The 16,093-nt window shown below is 58.8% G+C and carries 14 protein-coding genes; 8 read left to right on the forward strand and 6 right to left on the reverse strand.

All coding sequences use genetic code 11. The features are described from left to right. Positions 1 to 27 precede the first annotated feature (27 nt). The 3 genes from ACP2AU_RS14715 to epmB all read right to left on the reverse strand — a co-directional run bounded on the left by ACP2AU_RS14715 (position 28) and on the right by epmB (position 5,271). The gene (locus tag ACP2AU_RS14715; protein ID WP_426376972.1) at positions 28 to 2,112 is read right to left on the reverse strand and encodes an EAL domain-containing protein; all 2,085 of its coding nucleotides are present in this window, start codon (positions 2,110 to 2,112) and stop codon (positions 28 to 30) included. Between the two features lie 102 nt (positions 2,113 to 2,214). Continuing rightward, positions 2,215 to 4,026 (reverse strand): GTPase, encoded by a 1,812-nt coding sequence (locus tag ACP2AU_RS14720; RefSeq protein ID WP_426376973.1) that lies wholly within the window; start codon positions 4,024 to 4,026, stop codon positions 2,215 to 2,217. A 177-nt stretch (positions 4,027 to 4,203) separates the two neighbouring features. After that, positions 4,204 to 5,271, reverse strand: a complete 1,068-nt coding sequence (gene epmB / locus ACP2AU_RS14725) for an EF-P beta-lysylation protein EpmB (RefSeq protein WP_426376974.1) — start codon at positions 5,269 to 5,271, stop codon at positions 4,204 to 4,206. A gap of 45 nt (positions 5,272 to 5,316) precedes the next feature. Between epmB and efp the strand changes: the two genes are divergently transcribed. Together efp and epmA are read left to right on the forward strand one after the other, a co-directional pair. Beyond that, positions 5,317 to 5,892, forward strand: a complete 576-nt coding sequence (gene efp / locus ACP2AU_RS14730; RefSeq protein ID WP_426376975.1) for an elongation factor P — start codon at positions 5,317 to 5,319, stop codon at positions 5,890 to 5,892. 9 nt (positions 5,893 to 5,901) lie between these two features. Then, positions 5,902 to 6,870: an EF-P lysine aminoacylase EpmA gene (gene epmA, locus ACP2AU_RS14735; protein ID WP_426376976.1), complete on the forward strand. Its 969-nt coding sequence runs from the start codon at positions 5,902 to 5,904 to the stop codon at positions 6,868 to 6,870. A gap of 6 nt (positions 6,871 to 6,876) precedes the next feature. On the opposite strand, the gene asd is transcribed toward epmA, so the two are convergent. Beyond that, positions 6,877 to 7,737, reverse strand: a complete 861-nt coding sequence (asd, locus tag ACP2AU_RS14740) for an archaetidylserine decarboxylase (RefSeq protein ID WP_426376977.1) — start codon at positions 7,735 to 7,737, stop codon at positions 6,877 to 6,879. A gap of 179 nt (positions 7,738 to 7,916) precedes the next feature. Here asd and motA point away from each other — a divergent pair, with 179 nt between their 5' ends. Both motA and motB read left to right on the forward strand, forming a co-directional pair. Beyond that, positions 7,917 to 8,768: a flagellar motor stator protein MotA gene (motA, locus tag ACP2AU_RS14745; protein WP_426376978.1), complete on the forward strand. Its 852-nt coding sequence runs from the start codon at positions 7,917 to 7,919 to the stop codon at positions 8,766 to 8,768. Between the two features lie 31 nt (positions 8,769 to 8,799). Further along, positions 8,800 to 9,759: a flagellar motor protein MotB gene (gene motB / locus ACP2AU_RS14750; RefSeq protein ID WP_426376979.1), complete on the forward strand. Its 960-nt coding sequence runs from the start codon at positions 8,800 to 8,802 to the stop codon at positions 9,757 to 9,759. A gap of 15 nt (positions 9,760 to 9,774) precedes the next feature. On the opposite strand, the gene rsgA is transcribed toward motB, so the two are convergent. After that, a complete protein-coding gene (gene rsgA / locus ACP2AU_RS14755; protein WP_426376980.1) occupies positions 9,775 to 10,830 on the reverse strand; it encodes a small ribosomal subunit biogenesis GTPase RsgA in 1,056 nt (351 codons plus the stop codon). A 105-nt stretch (positions 10,831 to 10,935) separates the two neighbouring features. Here rsgA and orn point away from each other — a divergent pair, with 105 nt between their 5' ends. Then, positions 10,936 to 11,478 carry an oligoribonuclease gene (gene orn / locus ACP2AU_RS14760; RefSeq protein ID WP_426376981.1) on the forward strand — a complete coding sequence of 181 codons (543 nt, stop codon included), beginning with the start codon at positions 10,936 to 10,938 and terminating at the stop codon, positions 11,476 to 11,478. Here the strand turns inward: orn and queG are convergent. Continuing rightward, on the reverse strand, positions 11,473 to 12,561 hold the full coding sequence (gene queG / locus ACP2AU_RS14765) for a tRNA epoxyqueuosine(34) reductase QueG (protein ID WP_426376982.1): 1,089 nt from the start codon (positions 12,559 to 12,561) through the stop codon (positions 11,473 to 11,475). The two genes, orn and queG, sit on opposite strands and share 6 nt — an antisense overlap. Before the next feature lie 137 nt (positions 12,562 to 12,698). Between queG and ACP2AU_RS14770 the strand changes: the two genes are divergently transcribed. From ACP2AU_RS14770 to ACP2AU_RS14780, 3 genes are read left to right on the forward strand one after another with little or no spacing between them, the layout of a single operon-like run. Further along, positions 12,699 to 14,258 carry an NAD(P)H-hydrate dehydratase gene (locus ACP2AU_RS14770; RefSeq protein ID WP_426376983.1) on the forward strand — a complete coding sequence of 520 codons (1,560 nt, stop codon included), beginning with the start codon at positions 12,699 to 12,701 and terminating at the stop codon, positions 14,256 to 14,258. After that, complete coding sequence (gene tsaE, locus ACP2AU_RS14775; RefSeq protein ID WP_426376998.1) at positions 14,258 to 14,755, forward strand: tRNA (adenosine(37)-N6)-threonylcarbamoyltransferase complex ATPase subunit type 1 TsaE; 498 nt, start codon at positions 14,258 to 14,260, stop codon at positions 14,753 to 14,755. The genes ACP2AU_RS14770 and tsaE overlap by 1 nt, the downstream gene beginning before the upstream one ends. After that, positions 14,752 to 16,086: an N-acetylmuramoyl-L-alanine amidase gene (locus ACP2AU_RS14780; protein ID WP_426376984.1), complete on the forward strand. Its 1,335-nt coding sequence runs from the start codon at positions 14,752 to 14,754 to the stop codon at positions 16,084 to 16,086. Before tsaE ends, ACP2AU_RS14780 begins: the two co-directional genes overlap by 4 nt. The last annotated feature ends 7 nt before the right edge of the window (positions 16,087 to 16,093 follow it).

Below are 16,093 nucleotides of genomic sequence, written 5' to 3' on the forward strand. Positions count from 1 at the left end.
GCCCTTTTTTGTGCCGCCGTGCGCTGATCAGTTGTCGCCGAAATCGTAGTTCATCTCGGGCACCGGCGCTTGCAGGTAGTAACCCTGGATGTAGTTGACCCCCGCCTGCCACAGCGTGGCGAGTACACCGGCATTTTCCACCAGTGGAATGATCGTCAGTTTGCCGGCACTCTGCAGGCTCTTGACCATTTCCTTGACCTGCTCTTTCGCTTCGTCGTTTTTCTGAATTTCTTCGGTAAACGAACCGTCGATTTTCACGTAGTCTGTTTCGATGTGTTTGAGCGTGTTGAAGGGGTTGATCGCCCCGCCAAACTGCGAGATGGAAACCTTGCTGTGGAGTTCATGCACGGCCTTGGCGAACTCCCTGGCCTGCTTCATATACTTGTTGGCATCGCCCTCGCGAATCTGGAAGATCAGCGAATCGCCCGGCAAACGGGCGGCCTTGAGTGCCACGCTGAGCCAGGGCGTGAAGGTTTTGTCCTGCAGGGTTTCTGCCGTGACGTTCAGGAACAGGCGCGTGTCGTGACCCCGTGAACGGTGGCTGGACAGTTGCTTGATGGTCTGCAGGATGACCCAGCGGTCGATTTTGATCGCGGTATCGCTGGGGCCCATGGGCGGCAGGAAGTCGTAGGGAGAAACTTCTTCGTCGTCCTTGTTGAGCATCCGGACAAAGGCCTCGTAGTGTTCTTCGCCTTCGCCACGCAGGTTGATAATCGGCTGGAACAGCAGGCGGAACCGATTATCGTCCAACGCCTTGAGAATGGCTTCCACCGAGTTGGTTGAGTCCAGATTCTCGTATTCGGCCGGGTTGTAGACCATAATGCCGTTACCGCTCTCATGGCCCGCCTGTTTTTTGACTTCTGCCGAGGCCGTGTGAGCACGGGCCATCATTTCTTCTGCCTTGGGCGAGTTTTCGGTGATGGCGGCGATACCGATGGAAACCGTCAGCGGCACGGTCCGGCCATTGATGTCGAATAAATGATCTTCAACCGCTTTGCGGATTCGCTCGCACAGGCGCTCCATGCCCACCTCGTCGCAGGGCAGGCACATTACGCAGAATGCGTCGTCACTCAGGCGCGCCAGCGTCACCTCTTCTCCGGCGTGTTCACGCAACAGGGTGGCGAGGTCTCCCAGCAGGAGGTCGGCACCGGCAATACCTACCATGCCCTTCATGCTCAGGAAGTTATCCAGGGCAATGTAGGCAAGGGCGCCGGTCTGGTTGTTTTTGCCTGCGGTGGCAATCGTCTCGGCGAGGGAATGCATCAGGTGCTGACGGTTGTAGAGCCCGGTCAGCAAATCCTGACTGCTGATCTGCTTCAGTTTTTCTTCAAGCTCGGCATCGCTGTGTTCCGGCTGCAGAACGATCTGGGTACACGCTTCGCCGTCATAGGTGGCCGCGGAAACCGACATGGTGACGTTCAGCTCATGGTCGTCGCTGCGGCGGGCGGTGCAGTTCAGGGTCATGCCATCCTTGCGCTCATCGGCAAAGGCTTTCATGAAATCTTTATATTTTTCCTGGCTGTCCGGTGTCAGTGTGTCCAGCACCGGTATGCAGATCAGCTCGTCGATGTCGTCGTAGCCAAGGAATTCCATGTAGGATTGGTTGGCGTAGATGTGCATTCCATCGTTGATGTAGGCAATGGCATCTTTGGAGCTTTCAAGCAGCAACTGGCAACGTTGCTCGGCTTCGCGCAGGTGCGATTCCAGTACCCGGCGCTTCCGGCGTTCCTCAAGGGCAGCCAACTCACGCCTGACCACCAGCACCAGCTGGTCGGTGTATTCGAAGGGCACCGCATCCTGGGCTCCGGCACGGATGATGCTGACGCTGCGCTCTCTGCTGTATTCTTCGGTGAGCAGAATAAAGGGGATGTCTTTGTCCAGGCGTTTGACCATGGCAATTGCATCGTCTGCGCCGAACTCCTGGTCCAGGTCACGTGCCAGCAACAAGTCCCAGTTGGCGGTCTTGAGTGCTTCTTCCAGATCTTCTTCCGAAGTGATTCGGTGGGCGCGGGTTGCCTTACCTGAGTTTCGGAGAAGGCTGACCATGGACTCCGCATCGTTTTGCGATGGGTCAAGAATCAGCAGGTGTACGGTCGCGTTTTTCTTCTGCATTCGTCAGACGTCTCGTGGTGCCGGATATTCACGGATGAATGATGCAGGGGTTGGCCACCAATAACAACCCTGGTGGCCCGGACACTTGATGAACCGCAAGATTTACAGCGACGGCCACAGTGAATCGAATTCATCCTCCGTGGCGCCCGGGGTGGAGGGCGGGGTTCCTCTATCGCCCGTTGGCACGGCCGGGCTATGAAGCTTCAGTTCGAACTGGCTGATGCTGCCGGTGGCCGATACCTTTTTCAGTAGCTGGCCCTGATCTTCCCGGCCGTCATGCAGCAGGGTGATCCGGCTGCCGGTCTGGAAGGGCAGGCGCGGAGTGAGAAGTGTGGCGGCCTGGTTGACCACGCTGATTTCCGGTAGCAACAGGCCCCGGAGATATTCGCTGCTGTTACCCACCTTCTGGATCAGGCGCACGGCACACGGTGCTGCGCTGGGCGCCAGTAGCTCAATGCCTACCTGGGTGCCCTGGTTACGAATCTGGCGCAGCCAGCGAACCACGGCAATACTCCAGGGATGGGAGCGTTGCTCCCGTACACCCAGAATTTCACCCGCCTGAAGTGATGCGGGCACGTTGCTTTCCCAGGCCACGCAGTAGCCTCCCGGACTGGTATTAATCAGCAGCGCCTGATGGGACCGGGGTGTGTGTTTTTCCTGACCACTCGGGGACTGACTGCCGCCCGCCGTGCGGAAATTAATGGGAGCATCGGCCGCGTGCAGCCGGTCTTCATTGGGAGCGGCATCATGGGCGCCGGACCAGGCATCGGCTTTGCGGTTGGCGGTGCGGATGAACCGGTTGTCCGTCTCGTGGTGGCCATCGTCGTTGCCATCCAGGAATTCCGCAAATGCTTTCTGTCCTGCCACGAAATAATGCGCTGAGGTCAGGCCGACACACACTTCAAGGGTGCCCTGGCTGGCAATGCGGTTGAAATTACGCTTGGCCAGGATGCCCAGTGCCTGGCTCATGTGGGTAAGCAGGGTGTCGCTGACTTTCGATGAAATCCGCAGGGTCGGAGATTCCTGGGTGTCATGGCGCCTGGCGTGCAGTGTCTCGGCCAGCAGGCTGGAAAGCTCCCGGGTATCAAAGCTGAAGCTCTCGCTGCCCGGCGTGTTGTCCAGCAGGCTCCGATACACCGGGGGCGCGTCTTTTTCCATGTTGAGCACAAACAGGCTGTCCGGCCCCAGGTCCGGGGCGCATTGACTGTACTCGGTCCAGGATTCAAACAGCTCGTATACCAGAGTCAGTTCTGCCTGGCGTAGCTGATTCGGCCGTGCACAGCCCAGTAAAAGAATGCGTTTGTAGCTGTCACCCACCGTGCTGGCACGCCGGTGGCTCAGGGTGTCGTCATCCACTTCCTGGTCCGCCAGTTTGTTCCGATAGGCAAACCGGAACAGTCTGTGGCATTCCAGCCAGCTGTTGGCCGGGCTTGGGCAGTAAAGTTGGTGCGATCGCAATATGGTGGCCGCCAGTTCAGAAATCGCGCGGTGGATGGTGGTTGCGATCTGGCGGCGGTGCTTGTCTACGCCGCCGTTGTCAATGTACTCGAGCAGGCACAGCTTGTAGCCTGCGGACAGGTGCAGCTGTAGAGCCTGGGTCAGATTGGCGATTTTTCGCTGTTTTTCGGGCAATGCCACGGCAAGCCCGAGAAAATGACGCGACAGTTCGTTGCAGACAAAATGGATTTTGTCGCGCACGATTTCCAGAAACTGCAGACGCTGGAGCGGCGAAACGAACAGCTGGTTCAGCTCGATGATCGCATGGTAGAGCTGGCGCGAGGCTTCACCAATGTTTGCCATAGGCAACTGGTTGGCCCAGATGCGAAAAGCTTTCGGGTTGGTGTCGCAAAACGACAGGCTCGCCGTTTTCTGTTCAGGAACCTTGAGTTCTGGTTTCAGGATTCTGCCATCCATGTTGTCACGCCAATGTCGGGACTGCGTTGGTTTTAATTCCGCTAAAACACCGAAAATACAGGTTGTTATTGTTTGTGGATATTGAACTTTAAGATAGCAAAGCAACAACAAAAAGCGAGAAGATCACGAGTTGACAATCTTTGACAAGTGAAAAAGGGTCAGCTTTTGCGACAGGCCTCACGAACCCAGGCCCAGAGGCGTTTTACTGGCTCGCCCAGGCAGTTCCCTCACCAGTCGCGGAACCAGAAACCCCGGCAGTTGTTCCAGCATTTCATTTACCAGGCCCACCGCCCTGGTATCGCTGACATCAAAGTGCTGGGCACCGGACACCGGGTCGAAGGCGTGCAGGTAATATGGCATCACCCCGGCTTCGAACAGGGTCTCGCTCAATGCCGACAGGGTTTCGCTGCTATCGTTGACCCCCTTGAGGATAACGCTCTGGTTAAGCAGCGTTACTCCGGCATCAGCGAGCCGCCTGAGAGCCTGGCGTGTGGCCTGGTCAATTTCTGAAGGGTGGTTTACGTGCAGGACCAGTATTTTCTGCAGTCTGCTGCCGGCAAGCCACTCAATCATTGCATCACAGACGCGCTGCGGCACCACCACCGGCAATCGGGAGTGAATGCGGAGCCTGCGAAGATGGGGCACTGAGTCGAGTAAATCCGACCACTGTGCGAGCAAACGGTCGTTCACCGCCAGGGGGTCGCCTCCGCTCAGAATGACTTCGTTGATGTCCGGGCTGGCCATCAGGCTGTCGGTAACCTGTTGCCGGTCGTCCGGCCCCAGCCGGTGATCACCATACGGGAAATGCCGTCGAAAGCAGTATCGGCAGTTAATGGCGCATTGGCCGGTTACCATCAGCAGTGCACGGCTGGTGTATTTGCGGATCAGCCCGGTGGTCTGGATGGCGGCTGCTTCCTCCAGTGGGTCAGACACGAACCCGGGCTGTGTTTTTGTTTCATCGGCAACCGGTAGCACCTGCCGGAGTAGCGGATCGTCCGGGTTGCCGGGCTCTATGCGGGCCAGGTAGGGCTCGGGGACCCGAATCGGGAAAAGCTTGTGGCCGGAGGCTGCACCCTCGTAGAAATCCGCCGGAGACAGCCCAAGACGGCCCAGCAGTTGCTCCGGTGTGGTTATTGACTGGCTCAGAATCTGTTGCCAGTGCGGCTGCACAACGCCATCTCCGGAGACCTCCGGAGAGCGGGAAGCATCGCGGGCTTCTATACGGGCGGGGGTTCGCTGTATCATAGCGACCTTTGAAATTTTAACGACAGTCTGTCAGGTGGACATTTCATGGCTTCATATTCTACCAACGAATTTCGCGGCGGTCTCAAGGTTTTGCTGGATGGCGATCCTTGCATCATGCTCGAAAACGAATTCGTCAAGCCGGGCAAGGGCCAGGCCTTCAACCGGGTTAAACTGCGTAACCTGATGACCAATCGGGTGTGGGAGCGTACGTTCAAGTCGGGCGAATCGCTGGAGGCAGCCGATGTTCTCGAGCAGGACATGGAGTACCTGTATACCGACGGTGAGTTCTGGCATTTCATGCTGACGGACGGTTCATTCGAGCAGTATCCTGCCGACGCCAAAGCTGTTGGAGATACGGTTAAGTGGCTGAAAGAGCAAGATGTTTACACCGTTACGCTGTACAACGGCGCGCCGCTCTCGGTTACGCCGCCGAACTTTGTCGAACTGGAAGTGGTCGATACCGATCCCGGCATGAAAGGCGATACCGCCCAGGGCGGTTCCAAACCGGCCACCCTGTCGACGGGCGCCGTTGTTAACGTACCCCTGTTCATTACCATCGGGGAAGTGCTGAAGGTGGATACCCGTTCCGGCGAGTATGTTAACCGCGTAAAAAGCAGCTGATTTTCGACCATGACTGATCGTCCTGTCTGGCAGCCTGCTGCCTCACGGGCCGTTCTCGAGAGCCGTGCACAGCTTCTGGCGTATGTGCGCGGCTTTTTTCATGAACGGCAGGTGCTTGAGGTGGAAACCCCGGTTCTGGGGCGTTACGGCGTTACTGATGTAAACCTTGATGGTATACCGGCAGCGGTTGATGCGGCAGGTGTTCGCGGAGGCTGGTTGCAGACCTCTCCGGAATATCACATGAAGCGGTTGCTGGCGGCAGGCTCGGGGTCCATTTTCCAGGTGGCCCGGGCGTTTCGTAACGGCGAACGCGGACGCCGGCACAACCCGGAATTTTCGCTGCTGGAGTGGTATCGGGTTGGTATGAACGATGGCCAGTTAATGGAGGAGGTGGCTGACCTGGTGTGTGGTTGGCTTGAGTGCCCACGGCCTGCCGTTCTGGGTTATCGTGAGGCCATGCGGGTTCAGGCGGGCATTGATCCGATGACCATCAGCGATCGCCATTTGAGCCGCTACTGCGAACAGTGGCTCGAGCCCGGGCAAGTGGCTGACCTGAGTCGTGACGACTGCCTCGACCTGGTCATGAGCTTTGTGGTTGAACCGGGTCTTGGGCAGGATGCGCCGGTGTTCATTCATCGTTATCCGGCATCCCAGGCCGCTCTGGCCCGGGTGTCCGAGGAACAGGGGCACCCCGTGGCGCACCGCTTCGAGCTTTATATAAAAGGGCTTGAGCTGTGCAATGGCTATTGGGAACTGACGGACCCGGCTGACCAGCGGGCGCGTTTTACAACGGATAACCGGCTCCGCAAAGCCGGTGGCAAACCAGAGATGGGGTTGGACACCGCGTTTCTGGCGGCTCTGGATGCCGGGCTGCCCGACTGTGCAGGCGTGGCCCTGGGGCTGGACCGTTTATTGATGCTGAAAATGGGCGCCACGGATATACAGGATGTTATGGCTTTCCCGCTTGAGCGCGCCTGAGCGCCGTTAGTCGGCGCTCAGATTGCCAAAGGCTTCACCCAGGCGAACGGTTTTTTCTGCCACCTGGTTCGGGCTCCAGGTGACCGCGCCTTTCGGCATCACCAGCACCACGGTGGAGCCCAGGCGGAAGCGGCCCATTTCGTCTCCCTTCTGAAAATGCACGGCGTCATCGCCACTGTACTGCCAGTGTGCAACGCCGGCGGAATTGGGAGCAACCACGCCCGCCCAGCTGGTTTCGACGCTGCCGACGATCATGGCACCAACCAGCACCATGGCCATGGGCCCGGCCTCGGTATCAAACAGGCAAGCCACCCGTTCGTTCCGTGCGAACAGGTTGGGCACGTGTTCTGCGGTCACCGGGTTTACCGAGAAAAGCTTGCCGGGCACGTAAACCATCTCTTTGAGGGTGCCGGCCAGAGGCATATGAATGCGGTGGTAATCGCTGGGGGAGAGGTAAATGGTGGCGAATTCGCCTTCCCGGAAGGCTTCGGCCCGTTTGTCGTCTCCGCCGAGTAATTCGGTCAGGCTGAAGGACTGCCCTTTCGCCTGGAAGACCCGGTCGGTGCTGACCTGGCCGATCTGGCTGATTGCGCCGTCTACCGGGCTGGTCAGCGTTTTGGGGGCCGGGTCGATGGTTCGGGCACCGGGTTTCAGGGCCCTGGTGAAAAAGGCGTTAAAGGAAGGGTAAGCGGTGAAGTCCGGCTCGGCGGCTTCGTTCATGTTTACCCCGTAGCGGCCGATAAACCATTTGATCACGCGATTTTTCAGGGCCGGCGAGCCTTCGCTGTCGGCGAGGCGGCCAGCCAGGCGGGAAACCGCCAGTTGAGGTGTGACGTATTGGCTCAAAACAAACAGTTTATCAAGCATTCGGGATAACCCTTGCAATCTTAAAGCGCGGTAGTTTATCAAATCCGGTCGCGTGTATAGAAATTGTTTCACACCTTCGCTGTCCTTGTTGATGCTTGCTATGATCTGGATCGTCCCGGGGGGAGCCCGGGCCGTAACCGGCTGCGGCCGAAAACCACCAAAAGGCGTGCTTAGACACCATGTTATTGATTATCGGAGCTGTGGTTGTTATTGCGAGCGTATTGGGGGGCTATGTCCTTCATGGCGGCAATCTGGCCGTATTGTGGCAGCCAACAGAGATACTGATCATTGGTGGTGCGGCGGTGGGCTCTTTCGTTATTGCCAACCCGTTGCACACGGTAAAAGAGGTGTTCCAGGCCTGCCTCCGGTTGTTGACGGGTTCACCGTTCAACAAGTCTTACTACATGGACCTGCTCAGCCTGCTTTACGAGGTTTTCGACAAGTCCCGCAAGCAGGGTGTTATGGCCATTGAAGAGGATATCGATAATCCGGAGTCCAGCCAGATTTTCAGCCGTTATCCCGCCATCATGAAATCGAAACATTTGCTGGACTTCATTACCGATTATCTGCGCATTATCAGCTCCGGCAACATGGCAACCCATGAGCTGGAAGGCATGATGGAAAACGAAATCGAAAACCGGCAGCACGAGCTTGAGGAGCCTGCCCACGCGGTCAACAAGATCGCGGATGCTCTTCCGGGCCTGGGGATCGTGGCGGCCGTTCTGGGTATCGTAATCACTATGAACTTCCTCAGCGAAGGGCCCGAGCGAATCGGTTTGAGCGTGGCGGCCGCCCTGGTCGGGACTTTTCTGGGTATCTGGATGGGGTATGGATTCGTTGGCCCGACCTCCATTGCTCTGGAGCATGCGGCAAAATATGAACTCAAGGCCTACGAATGCGTCAAATCTGCAATCGTCGCCACGGTTTCCGGCCAGGCGCCGCAAATGGCCATCGAATTCGGGCGCAAGGCGCTGCCGACCGACAAACGGCCCGGGTTCCAGGAACTGAATGATCATGTCCGTTCAAAGTAACGGCATCGCCCGCTAACGCCCGGAGTTCGTTGTGGAAGAACAGCCGATCATTATCAAGCGCAAGAAAAAGGTGGTTGGCGGCCATCACGGCGGCTCCTGGAAAGTTGCCTTTGCCGATTTTGCCACCGCGATGATGGCGTTTTTCCTGGTGCTCTGGCTAACGGCTACGGCATCCCCCGAGCAAAAGCTCGCCGTGGAGGGCTATTTCAAGGATCCGGTGGGCTTTACCGAGGGTGGCTCGCCTAACCCGGTGGACCTTGGTGGCAGCGCCTCCGTTGTCGAGGAGGCGACTCAAGACCAGGCTGCGGGCACCATTCAGATAGAAGACGAAGTGGTAGACGAGTTGGCAGATACCCTGGAGCAGCGTCGGATGCGGCAACTGTTCCAGGAGTTCCAGGAGCGGATCGAGAACAGCGATACCCTGCAGGAGTTCAAGGACCAGTTGTTGCTCGATATCACCGATGAGGGGTTGCGGATCCAGATTGTGGATCGTTCCGGGCGCCCGATGTTTGACAGTGGCCGGGCGGAGCTGAAGTACTATTCTCAGGATATCCTGTTCGAGCTTGCCAAGAAGCTCGGGTCGGTCAACAACAAGCTCAGTATCACCGGCCACACGGATGCCACGCCATTCAGCGGCCGGCCGGGCTACACCAACTGGGAGTTGTCTGCAGACCGTGCCAACACGGCAAGGCGGGCGCTGGTGGCCGGGGGGGTGCGTCTGGAGCAGATCGCCAGGGTGGTCGGGTTGAGTGATTCTGTGTTGTTCGACAAAGAAGATCCGACCGCTCCTGTGAATCGCCGTATCTCCATTATCGTGCTGAACAAAAAGGCGGCGGACAGTATCGAAACCGGGGCAGGCCGTTCCAGTCAGCCGGTCATTGACTTGACCCGCCCGACGGAAGAGCAGGAGCAGCAGGCCCGGGAGCGCCTTGAAGACGGCAGCTGGTTCGATCCCGCAGAGGAACCGGCCCCGGGCGAACTGAACTGGTAGCGGGAAGCTTCGTCGTCAGGGTAGCTTGAGCCCCCGGGCTTGCTGGTCTGCCATATCCTGGAGAATCCGGTGAAAGCTTTTCAGCCGTGCGCGGGAGATCTCGCCGGCGTCGGCGGCGGCATCGAGCGCGCAACCTGGGTCGCCCATGTGACGGCAGTTGCGGAATTTGCACAGCCCGATAAGCGGGCGTATTTCCCGAAAGCCATACTCCACTTCCTGTGGTGTCATGTGCCACAGGCCGAACTCCCGGATCCCCGGAGAATCGATCAGGTCGCCGCCGCCAGGCAGGTGGAAAAGCTTGGCGGTGGTGGTTGTGTGAACGCCTTTGCCTGTGCTTTCCGATACGGCGCCCACCCGCAGCAGTTCGTCTGGCAGTAAGGTCTGGATAATCGAGGATTTGCCGACGCCGGACTGGCCCACAAACGCGCTGGTCTGATGGCGCACCAGGGCGTCGACTTCCGGAGCAGGTTTGCCGGTGTTTTCCGCCGCCGAGGTGCGTTCCACCCGGTAACCCAGGGCCTGATATCTGGCCAGAAGTTCTTCAATCTGATCCCGGTTTTGGTCATTGATCAGGTCGGTTTTATTGAGAAGAATTACGGCCGGGATGTCGCTGCTTTCGGAGGCCACCAGGTATCGGTCGATCAGGTTGTCGTGGGGCTCCGGTTCCGGTGCAATCACCAGAATAATGTGGTCGATGTTGGCGGCAACGGGCTTCAGGGCGCCGAAGTTATCGGGGCGTTGCAGCAGGTTGTCCCGTTCACAGCGGGCGACGATGACGCCGGTTTCGCTTTTACCCGATCGCCAGACAACCCGGTCGCCGGTCACCAGGCTGTCGATATTGGCCCTGACGAAGCACCGGAAGACCCGCCCCGGTTCATCGCCTTCCAGCGCCTCAACATCGAGTTGCTGACCATAGTGGGCGATAATCAGGCCGGTCTGCTCGGGGCCGAGCTCGCCCGCGTCTGCCTGTTCCTGCACCGCCTTTTCCTTGCGCGCCGCGCGGACGGTGCGCTCTTTCTGGATTTTTTCAATGCGCCATTGCTGGCGTTTGTTTAAGCGTCGTTTTGCCATCTGTGTCCAATCGGTTAACCGGCTTTCGGGTATCACATCATACGTGAATCATGGACAATACACAGAACTTCATACACTTGATAAATCGGCATAGGTAACAGCGCAATGAGTAACGGCGACCGCCTGATCTGGATTGACCTGGAAATGACGGGCCTCGATCCCGAGCAAGAACGGATCATTGAAATGGCCAGTATCATCACCGACTCCCAGCTGAATGTTGTGGCCGAAGGGCCGGTGATTGCCGTGCACCAGCCAGACAGCCTGCTGGATGCGATGGATGAGTGGTGTACCCGTACTCACGGTGCCAGTGGCCTGACCCAGCGTGTGAAAGAAAGCACCATTGATGAGGCCGAGGCCGAACGGCAGACGCTGGAATTTCTGAAGAAGCACGTGGAGCCGGGCCAGTCACCACTGTGTGGTAACAGTATCGGCCAGGATCGGCGCTTTCTGGTGAAGTATATGCCGGAGCTGGAGGCCTTTTTCCATTATCGCAACCTGGATGTGTCAACGGTGAAAGAACTGGCTCGCCGCTGGCGTCCGGATGTACTGGATGGGGTGAAAAAGCAGGGCAGTCACCTGGCGCTGGACGATATCCGTGATTCGATCAATGAAATGCGCCACTATCGCGATCACTTCTTCAAACTATAGTCCGTGTTGCTGCAGGGCCCAGGCCACGTGTTCCCGGACCAGTTCCGAGGGGTGGTTGGACCGGGCCTTCAGCGCTTCCAGTACCGGGATGGTGGTGGGGGCGTTACCCAGCCCGACCGCAAGATTCCTCAGCCAGTTTTCGTAGCCGGTGCGCCGGATAGCTGACCCTTCAGTGCGTTTCAGGAACTCCTGCTCTGTCCACAAAAACAACTCCGCGAGGCCGGTGTTATCCAGGCCGTGCCGGGGTTTGAAGTCTTCCTCGCCGGTGGGTTTGCTGAATTTGTTCCAGGGGCAAACCAGTTGGCAGTCGTCGCAGCCAAAAACCCGGTTGCCCATTTTCGAGCGCAGTTCTTCCGGGATCGGGCCCTTCAGCTCAATGGTGAGATAACTGATACAGCGACGGGCATCCAGTAAGTGAGCGCCGACAAAAGCATCGGTAGGGCAGACCTCCAGGCAGGCCGAGCAGGAGCCGCAGTGCTGGCTTTCAAAGGGAGCATCCAGGGGCAGGGGGGCGTTGGTGAAAATTTCCCCCAGAAAGAAAAACGAACCCGCCTTCGGGTGGATCAGCATATTATTCTTGCCGATCCAGCCGAGGCCGGCCCGTTGTGCCAGGCCTCGCTCCAGTACTGGGGCGCTGTCGACAAAGGCCCGGTAATCGTAGCCGCTGACCGCCTGGTCGATGTATTTCGCCAGGGTGGCCAGGCGTTTGCGCATTAACTTGTGGTAGTCCCGGCCCAGGGCGTAGCGGGTGATGTAGGCTCTTTCCCGGTCAGTCAGTACTTGTTTCGGGCTGTCTGGCGCCGGCAGGTAGTCAAGTCGAACGGAAATGACCCGAGTGGTCCCGGGCACCAGGGAGTCCGGGGTGTACCTTTTGTCACCATGGTCGGCCATATACGCCATCTGGCCGTGATAGCCGGCCTCAAGCCAGCGTTGCAGGCGCTCTGCGTGAGGGCCCGTGTCGGCATGGGTAATCCCGGCATCGGAAAAGCCCAGTTCTTTCGCCCACTGGCGGATTTGTCCGGGCAACCCCGAGAGCCCGGTTTGCGGCGTTTCCGGGGCCTTGTGCTCTGGTGTGGCGGTCATAATGAGGTCGCTGGCAGGTGCGTGCCTGCAAAACTTTAATTTGATTAAGTTATGACCTTTTTTCCTGTTTTGCTATGCTTTACAGGTGTCTGGCCAATGTATTTAAACCGGTTTCTTTATTGAGGAGTGCCCGGCCGATGTCCCCTGTTTGCAAACCCAGTTTACCAGAAGCGGTCTATTCCGCCGACTCGGTGCGGGCAATAGACCGCTATCTGATTGATAAGCGTGGGGTGGACGGCTTTGAGCTGATGCAGGCGGCGGCAAAGGCGGCGTTCCGTCGCCTCGTTACTTTGTGGCCGCAACCGCAGCCGTTAGTCGTGCTCTGTGGTGCCGGTAATAATGGCGGCGACGGCTATCTGGTCGCAGCAAATGCCAGGCGTCACGGGTTAGAGGTTGTTTGTGTGGCGGTGGCGCCAACGGAAAAACTCTCAGGGGATGCCCGCTCGGCGTTCGAGAAAGCCAGGGCTGACGGCGTCGGAATTGTGGACGCGCACCGTGAGCCTGAGGCAAATGTCCGCGCACATCTCGCGCAGGCCCGGGTTGTGGTGGATGCGATGCTCGGCACGGGGGTAACGGGGGCGCCCCGGGAACCGTTTGCGGGCGTGATTAGGCAGTTGAATGCCGCCGGTAAGCCGGTTCTGGCAATAGATCTGCCCTCGGGACTTAACGCCACGACGGGTGCCGCCGCGGGGGAAGTGGTTCGGGCCGAGGCAACGGTCACCTTTATCGGTGTCAAAGCCGGTCTTTATACCGGGGAAGGGGCGGCGGCCTGCGGGCATATTGTTTTCGAAGCGCTGGGGGCCGGGTGCGCCGGCCAGGAGAGCGGAGAATCGCCGTTGGCCGTGCTCTCGCCCTGGAGCCGTTGCCGGGAGTGGTTGCCGGTTCGCCCGGCGAATGCCCACAAGGGGCTGTTCGGCCATGTGCTCGTGGTAGCAGGCGATAAAGGTTTTGGTGGGGCGGGCATTATGGCCGCGGAAGCGGCCGCACGCACCGGTGCCGGGCTGGTGTCGCTGGCGACACGCCCGGAACACGTCACCGCTGCGCTGGCGCGTTGCCCCTCGCTGATGGTTCGCGGCGTGACCCATGGCTCGGAACTGCCCGGTTTGTTGCACAAAGCCGATGTTGTGGTGTGTGGCCCGGGCATCGGTCAGTCGGCCTGGGGCCAACAGATGCTGCAGCAGGTGGTCGCCAGTGGCAAACCGAGGGTTCTGGATGCCGACGCCCTGAATATCCTGGCGGGCCGGGCTCCGGTGCCGGCCAGCAATCACGTGCTGACGCCCCATCCGGGGGAGGCTGCCAGATTGCTGGGGTGCACCGTCAGTGACGTTGAATCGGACCGGGTGGCGGCGGCAATACGTTTGCAGAAACAGTGGCAGGGCATTGTTCTGCTGAAAGGCGCCGGTACCGTGGTGGCGACAGGGCGCGGCATACCCGGGATTATCCCCGGTGGTAATCCGGGGATGGCAACGGGCGGCATGGGGGATGTGCTCTCTGGCATACTCGGGGCCTTGCTTGGGCAAATGCCGGATGCTGAGCCGGCGGTGATCGCTTCGGCCGCTCTGCATCTTACCGCCGCCGATCAGGCGGGGCAGGCCAAAGGCTGTATGGGGCTGCTCCCCACCGATGTGATTGACGCTATTCCGGCCATTCTGGCGAGGGCCGAACGGAGCGATAATGATGATAACCGGGGGGAATGATGACTATTTTTGGTAATGAACGCCGGTTGTTTCTCGAGAACGAGACAGAGACCGAACAGCTCGGTGGCGAACTGGCCAGATTAGCCCGGAAGGCGGAAGAAGGGCTGACGGTGTTTCTCGATGGCGAGCTGGGTATGGGCAAAACCACCCTGAGCCGCGGGGTGATGAGAGAGCTGGGGCACGAAGGTGCCGTGAAAAGCCCGACGTATACGCTGGTAGAGCCGTACGAGCACCTGGAGCCGCCGGTCTACCATTTTGATTTTTATCGCCTTGGCGATGCCGAAGAGCTCGAATACATGGGCATCCGGGATTATTTTGCCAGCCAGAGTATCCGAATCATTGAATGGCCAGAACGGGGCAAGGGTGTGTTACCTGCACCCGACCTTGAAATCCATCTCGAGCGGCAGGGCCAGGGGCGTTCTGTGGTAATGCGCGCGGGCTCCGAGCTGGGCGCCTCGTTGTTAAACGACATAGAACTGATAGGTCCGGATTTATGAAAATCTTGGTGATTGCAGCACTGTTTTTCTCGGTAAGCGCCGTTTGGGCCGGCACGCGGGTTGACGGCGTGCGCTTATGGCCGGCGCCGGATCATACGCGCCTGGTATTGGATACCGCAGATCTGGTTGACCACAATGTTTTCGCGCTGAGCAACCCGTCACGCCTGGTCATCGATCTCAAGGACACGGCCCTGGGCACCGATTTCAGTAACGTCGACACCGCCGGCAGCCCCATTCAGCGCATTCGCAGTGCCCCCCGCAATGGCAATGATCTGAGAGTGGTGTTGGATCTTAAAAGCGAAATCAAGCCGCGCAGCTTTGTGCTTGAACCCAACCAGCAATACGGTCACCGGTTGGTGATCGACCTGATCGACGAGCAGGGCAGCCGTCTTGACCGGGCCGCCAGTAATCCCACCGTGACCCAGGATTCCGCCGGTAAACGTGACGTTATTGTGGTCATTGATGCAGGCCACGGCGGCGAAGATCCGGGGGCCATTGGTCCGCGGGGCACCCGGGAAAAAGACGTGGTGCTGAAGATGGCCACGCGGCTTGCGGACCTGATCAACCAGCAGAAAGGATTTACCGCCAAGCTGACCCGCACCGGCGACTATTATGTTGGCTTGCGCAACCGGACTCTACTGGCGCGCAAGTACAATGCGGATCTCTTTGTGTCGGTGCACGCCGATGCCTTCAGAACGCCTCAGCCCAGAGGGGCGTCTGTGTTCGCCTTGTCCCAGCGAGGGGCGACCAGTGAAACCGCGCGCTGGCTGGCCCAGAGCGAAAACCGGTCAGATCTGATTGGTGGGGCCGGCGGCGTGTCGCTGGATGGTCGTGACGATATGCTGGCCGGTGTATTGCTGGATCTGTCCATGACCGCCAGCATCAACGCGAGTCTCGGGGTAGGCGATTCTGTTCTGGGCCGTCTGGGGCGGGTGGCCAAGCTCCATAAGAAAGGCGTAGAGCAGGCGGCGTTTGTGGTGTTGAAGTCGCCGGACATCCCTTCAATCCTCGTGGAGGCCGGGTTTATCTCCAATCCCACCGAAGAGAAGAACCTCTCCACCGAGTGGTATCGAAACAAGCTGGCTAATGCCATTTTTGATGGCGTCGAGCAGTATTTTCGCCGAACACCACCGCCGGGCACCCTGCTGGCCTGGGAAAAGCAGCGGGGTCGCGGTGATCTCGACATCAGCCAGTACCGCATTCGCCGGGGAGACACGCTTTCGGCAGTGGCGCGTGAGAACCAGACAACGGTCAACGAGCTGATGCGCTTTAACGGGATGAGCGATGATCGTGTTATGGTAGGGCAAACCATTCGCATCCCCTCATCCTGATTACAGA

Source organism: Marinobacter sp. VGCF2001 (genome assembly GCF_049943275.1).
Classification (GTDB): Bacteria; Pseudomonadota; Gammaproteobacteria; order Pseudomonadales; family Oleiphilaceae; genus Marinobacter.

Excerpts from the sequence above, each read along its gene's own strand:
- tsaE (WP_426376998.1), top strand. The coding sequence starts at position 14,258 with ATGACTATTTTTGGTAATGAACGCCGGTTGTTTCTCGAGAACGAGACA.
- efp (WP_426376975.1), top strand. The coding sequence starts at position 5,317 with ATGGCTTCATATTCTACCAACGAATTTCGCGGCGGTCTCAAGGTTTTG.
- ACP2AU_RS14770 (WP_426376983.1), top strand. The coding sequence starts at position 12,699 with ATGTCCCCTGTTTGCAAACCCAGTTTACCAGAAGCGGTCTATTCCGCC.
- rsgA (WP_426376980.1), bottom strand. The coding sequence starts at position 10,830 with ATGGCAAAACGACGCTTAAACAAACGCCAGCAATGGCGCATTGAAAAA.
- ACP2AU_RS14780 (WP_426376984.1), top strand. The coding sequence starts at position 14,752 with ATGAAAATCTTGGTGATTGCAGCACTGTTTTTCTCGGTAAGCGCCGTT.
- asd (WP_426376977.1), bottom strand. The coding sequence starts at position 7,737 with ATGCTTGATAAACTGTTTGTTTTGAGCCAATACGTCACACCTCAACTG.
- ACP2AU_RS14720 (WP_426376973.1), bottom strand. The coding sequence starts at position 4,026 with ATGGATGGCAGAATCCTGAAACCAGAACTCAAGGTTCCTGAACAGAAA.
- epmB (WP_426376974.1), bottom strand. The coding sequence starts at position 5,271 with ATGATACAGCGAACCCCCGCCCGTATAGAAGCCCGCGATGCTTCCCGC.
- epmA (WP_426376976.1), top strand. The coding sequence starts at position 5,902 with ATGACTGATCGTCCTGTCTGGCAGCCTGCTGCCTCACGGGCCGTTCTC.
- motA (WP_426376978.1), top strand. The coding sequence starts at position 7,917 with ATGTTATTGATTATCGGAGCTGTGGTTGTTATTGCGAGCGTATTGGGG.
- ACP2AU_RS14715 (WP_426376972.1), bottom strand. The coding sequence starts at position 2,112 with ATGCAGAAGAAAAACGCGACCGTACACCTGCTGATTCTTGACCCATCG.
- orn (WP_426376981.1), top strand. The coding sequence starts at position 10,936 with ATGAGTAACGGCGACCGCCTGATCTGGATTGACCTGGAAATGACGGGC.
- queG (WP_426376982.1), bottom strand. The coding sequence starts at position 12,561 with ATGACCGCCACACCAGAGCACAAGGCCCCGGAAACGCCGCAAACCGGG.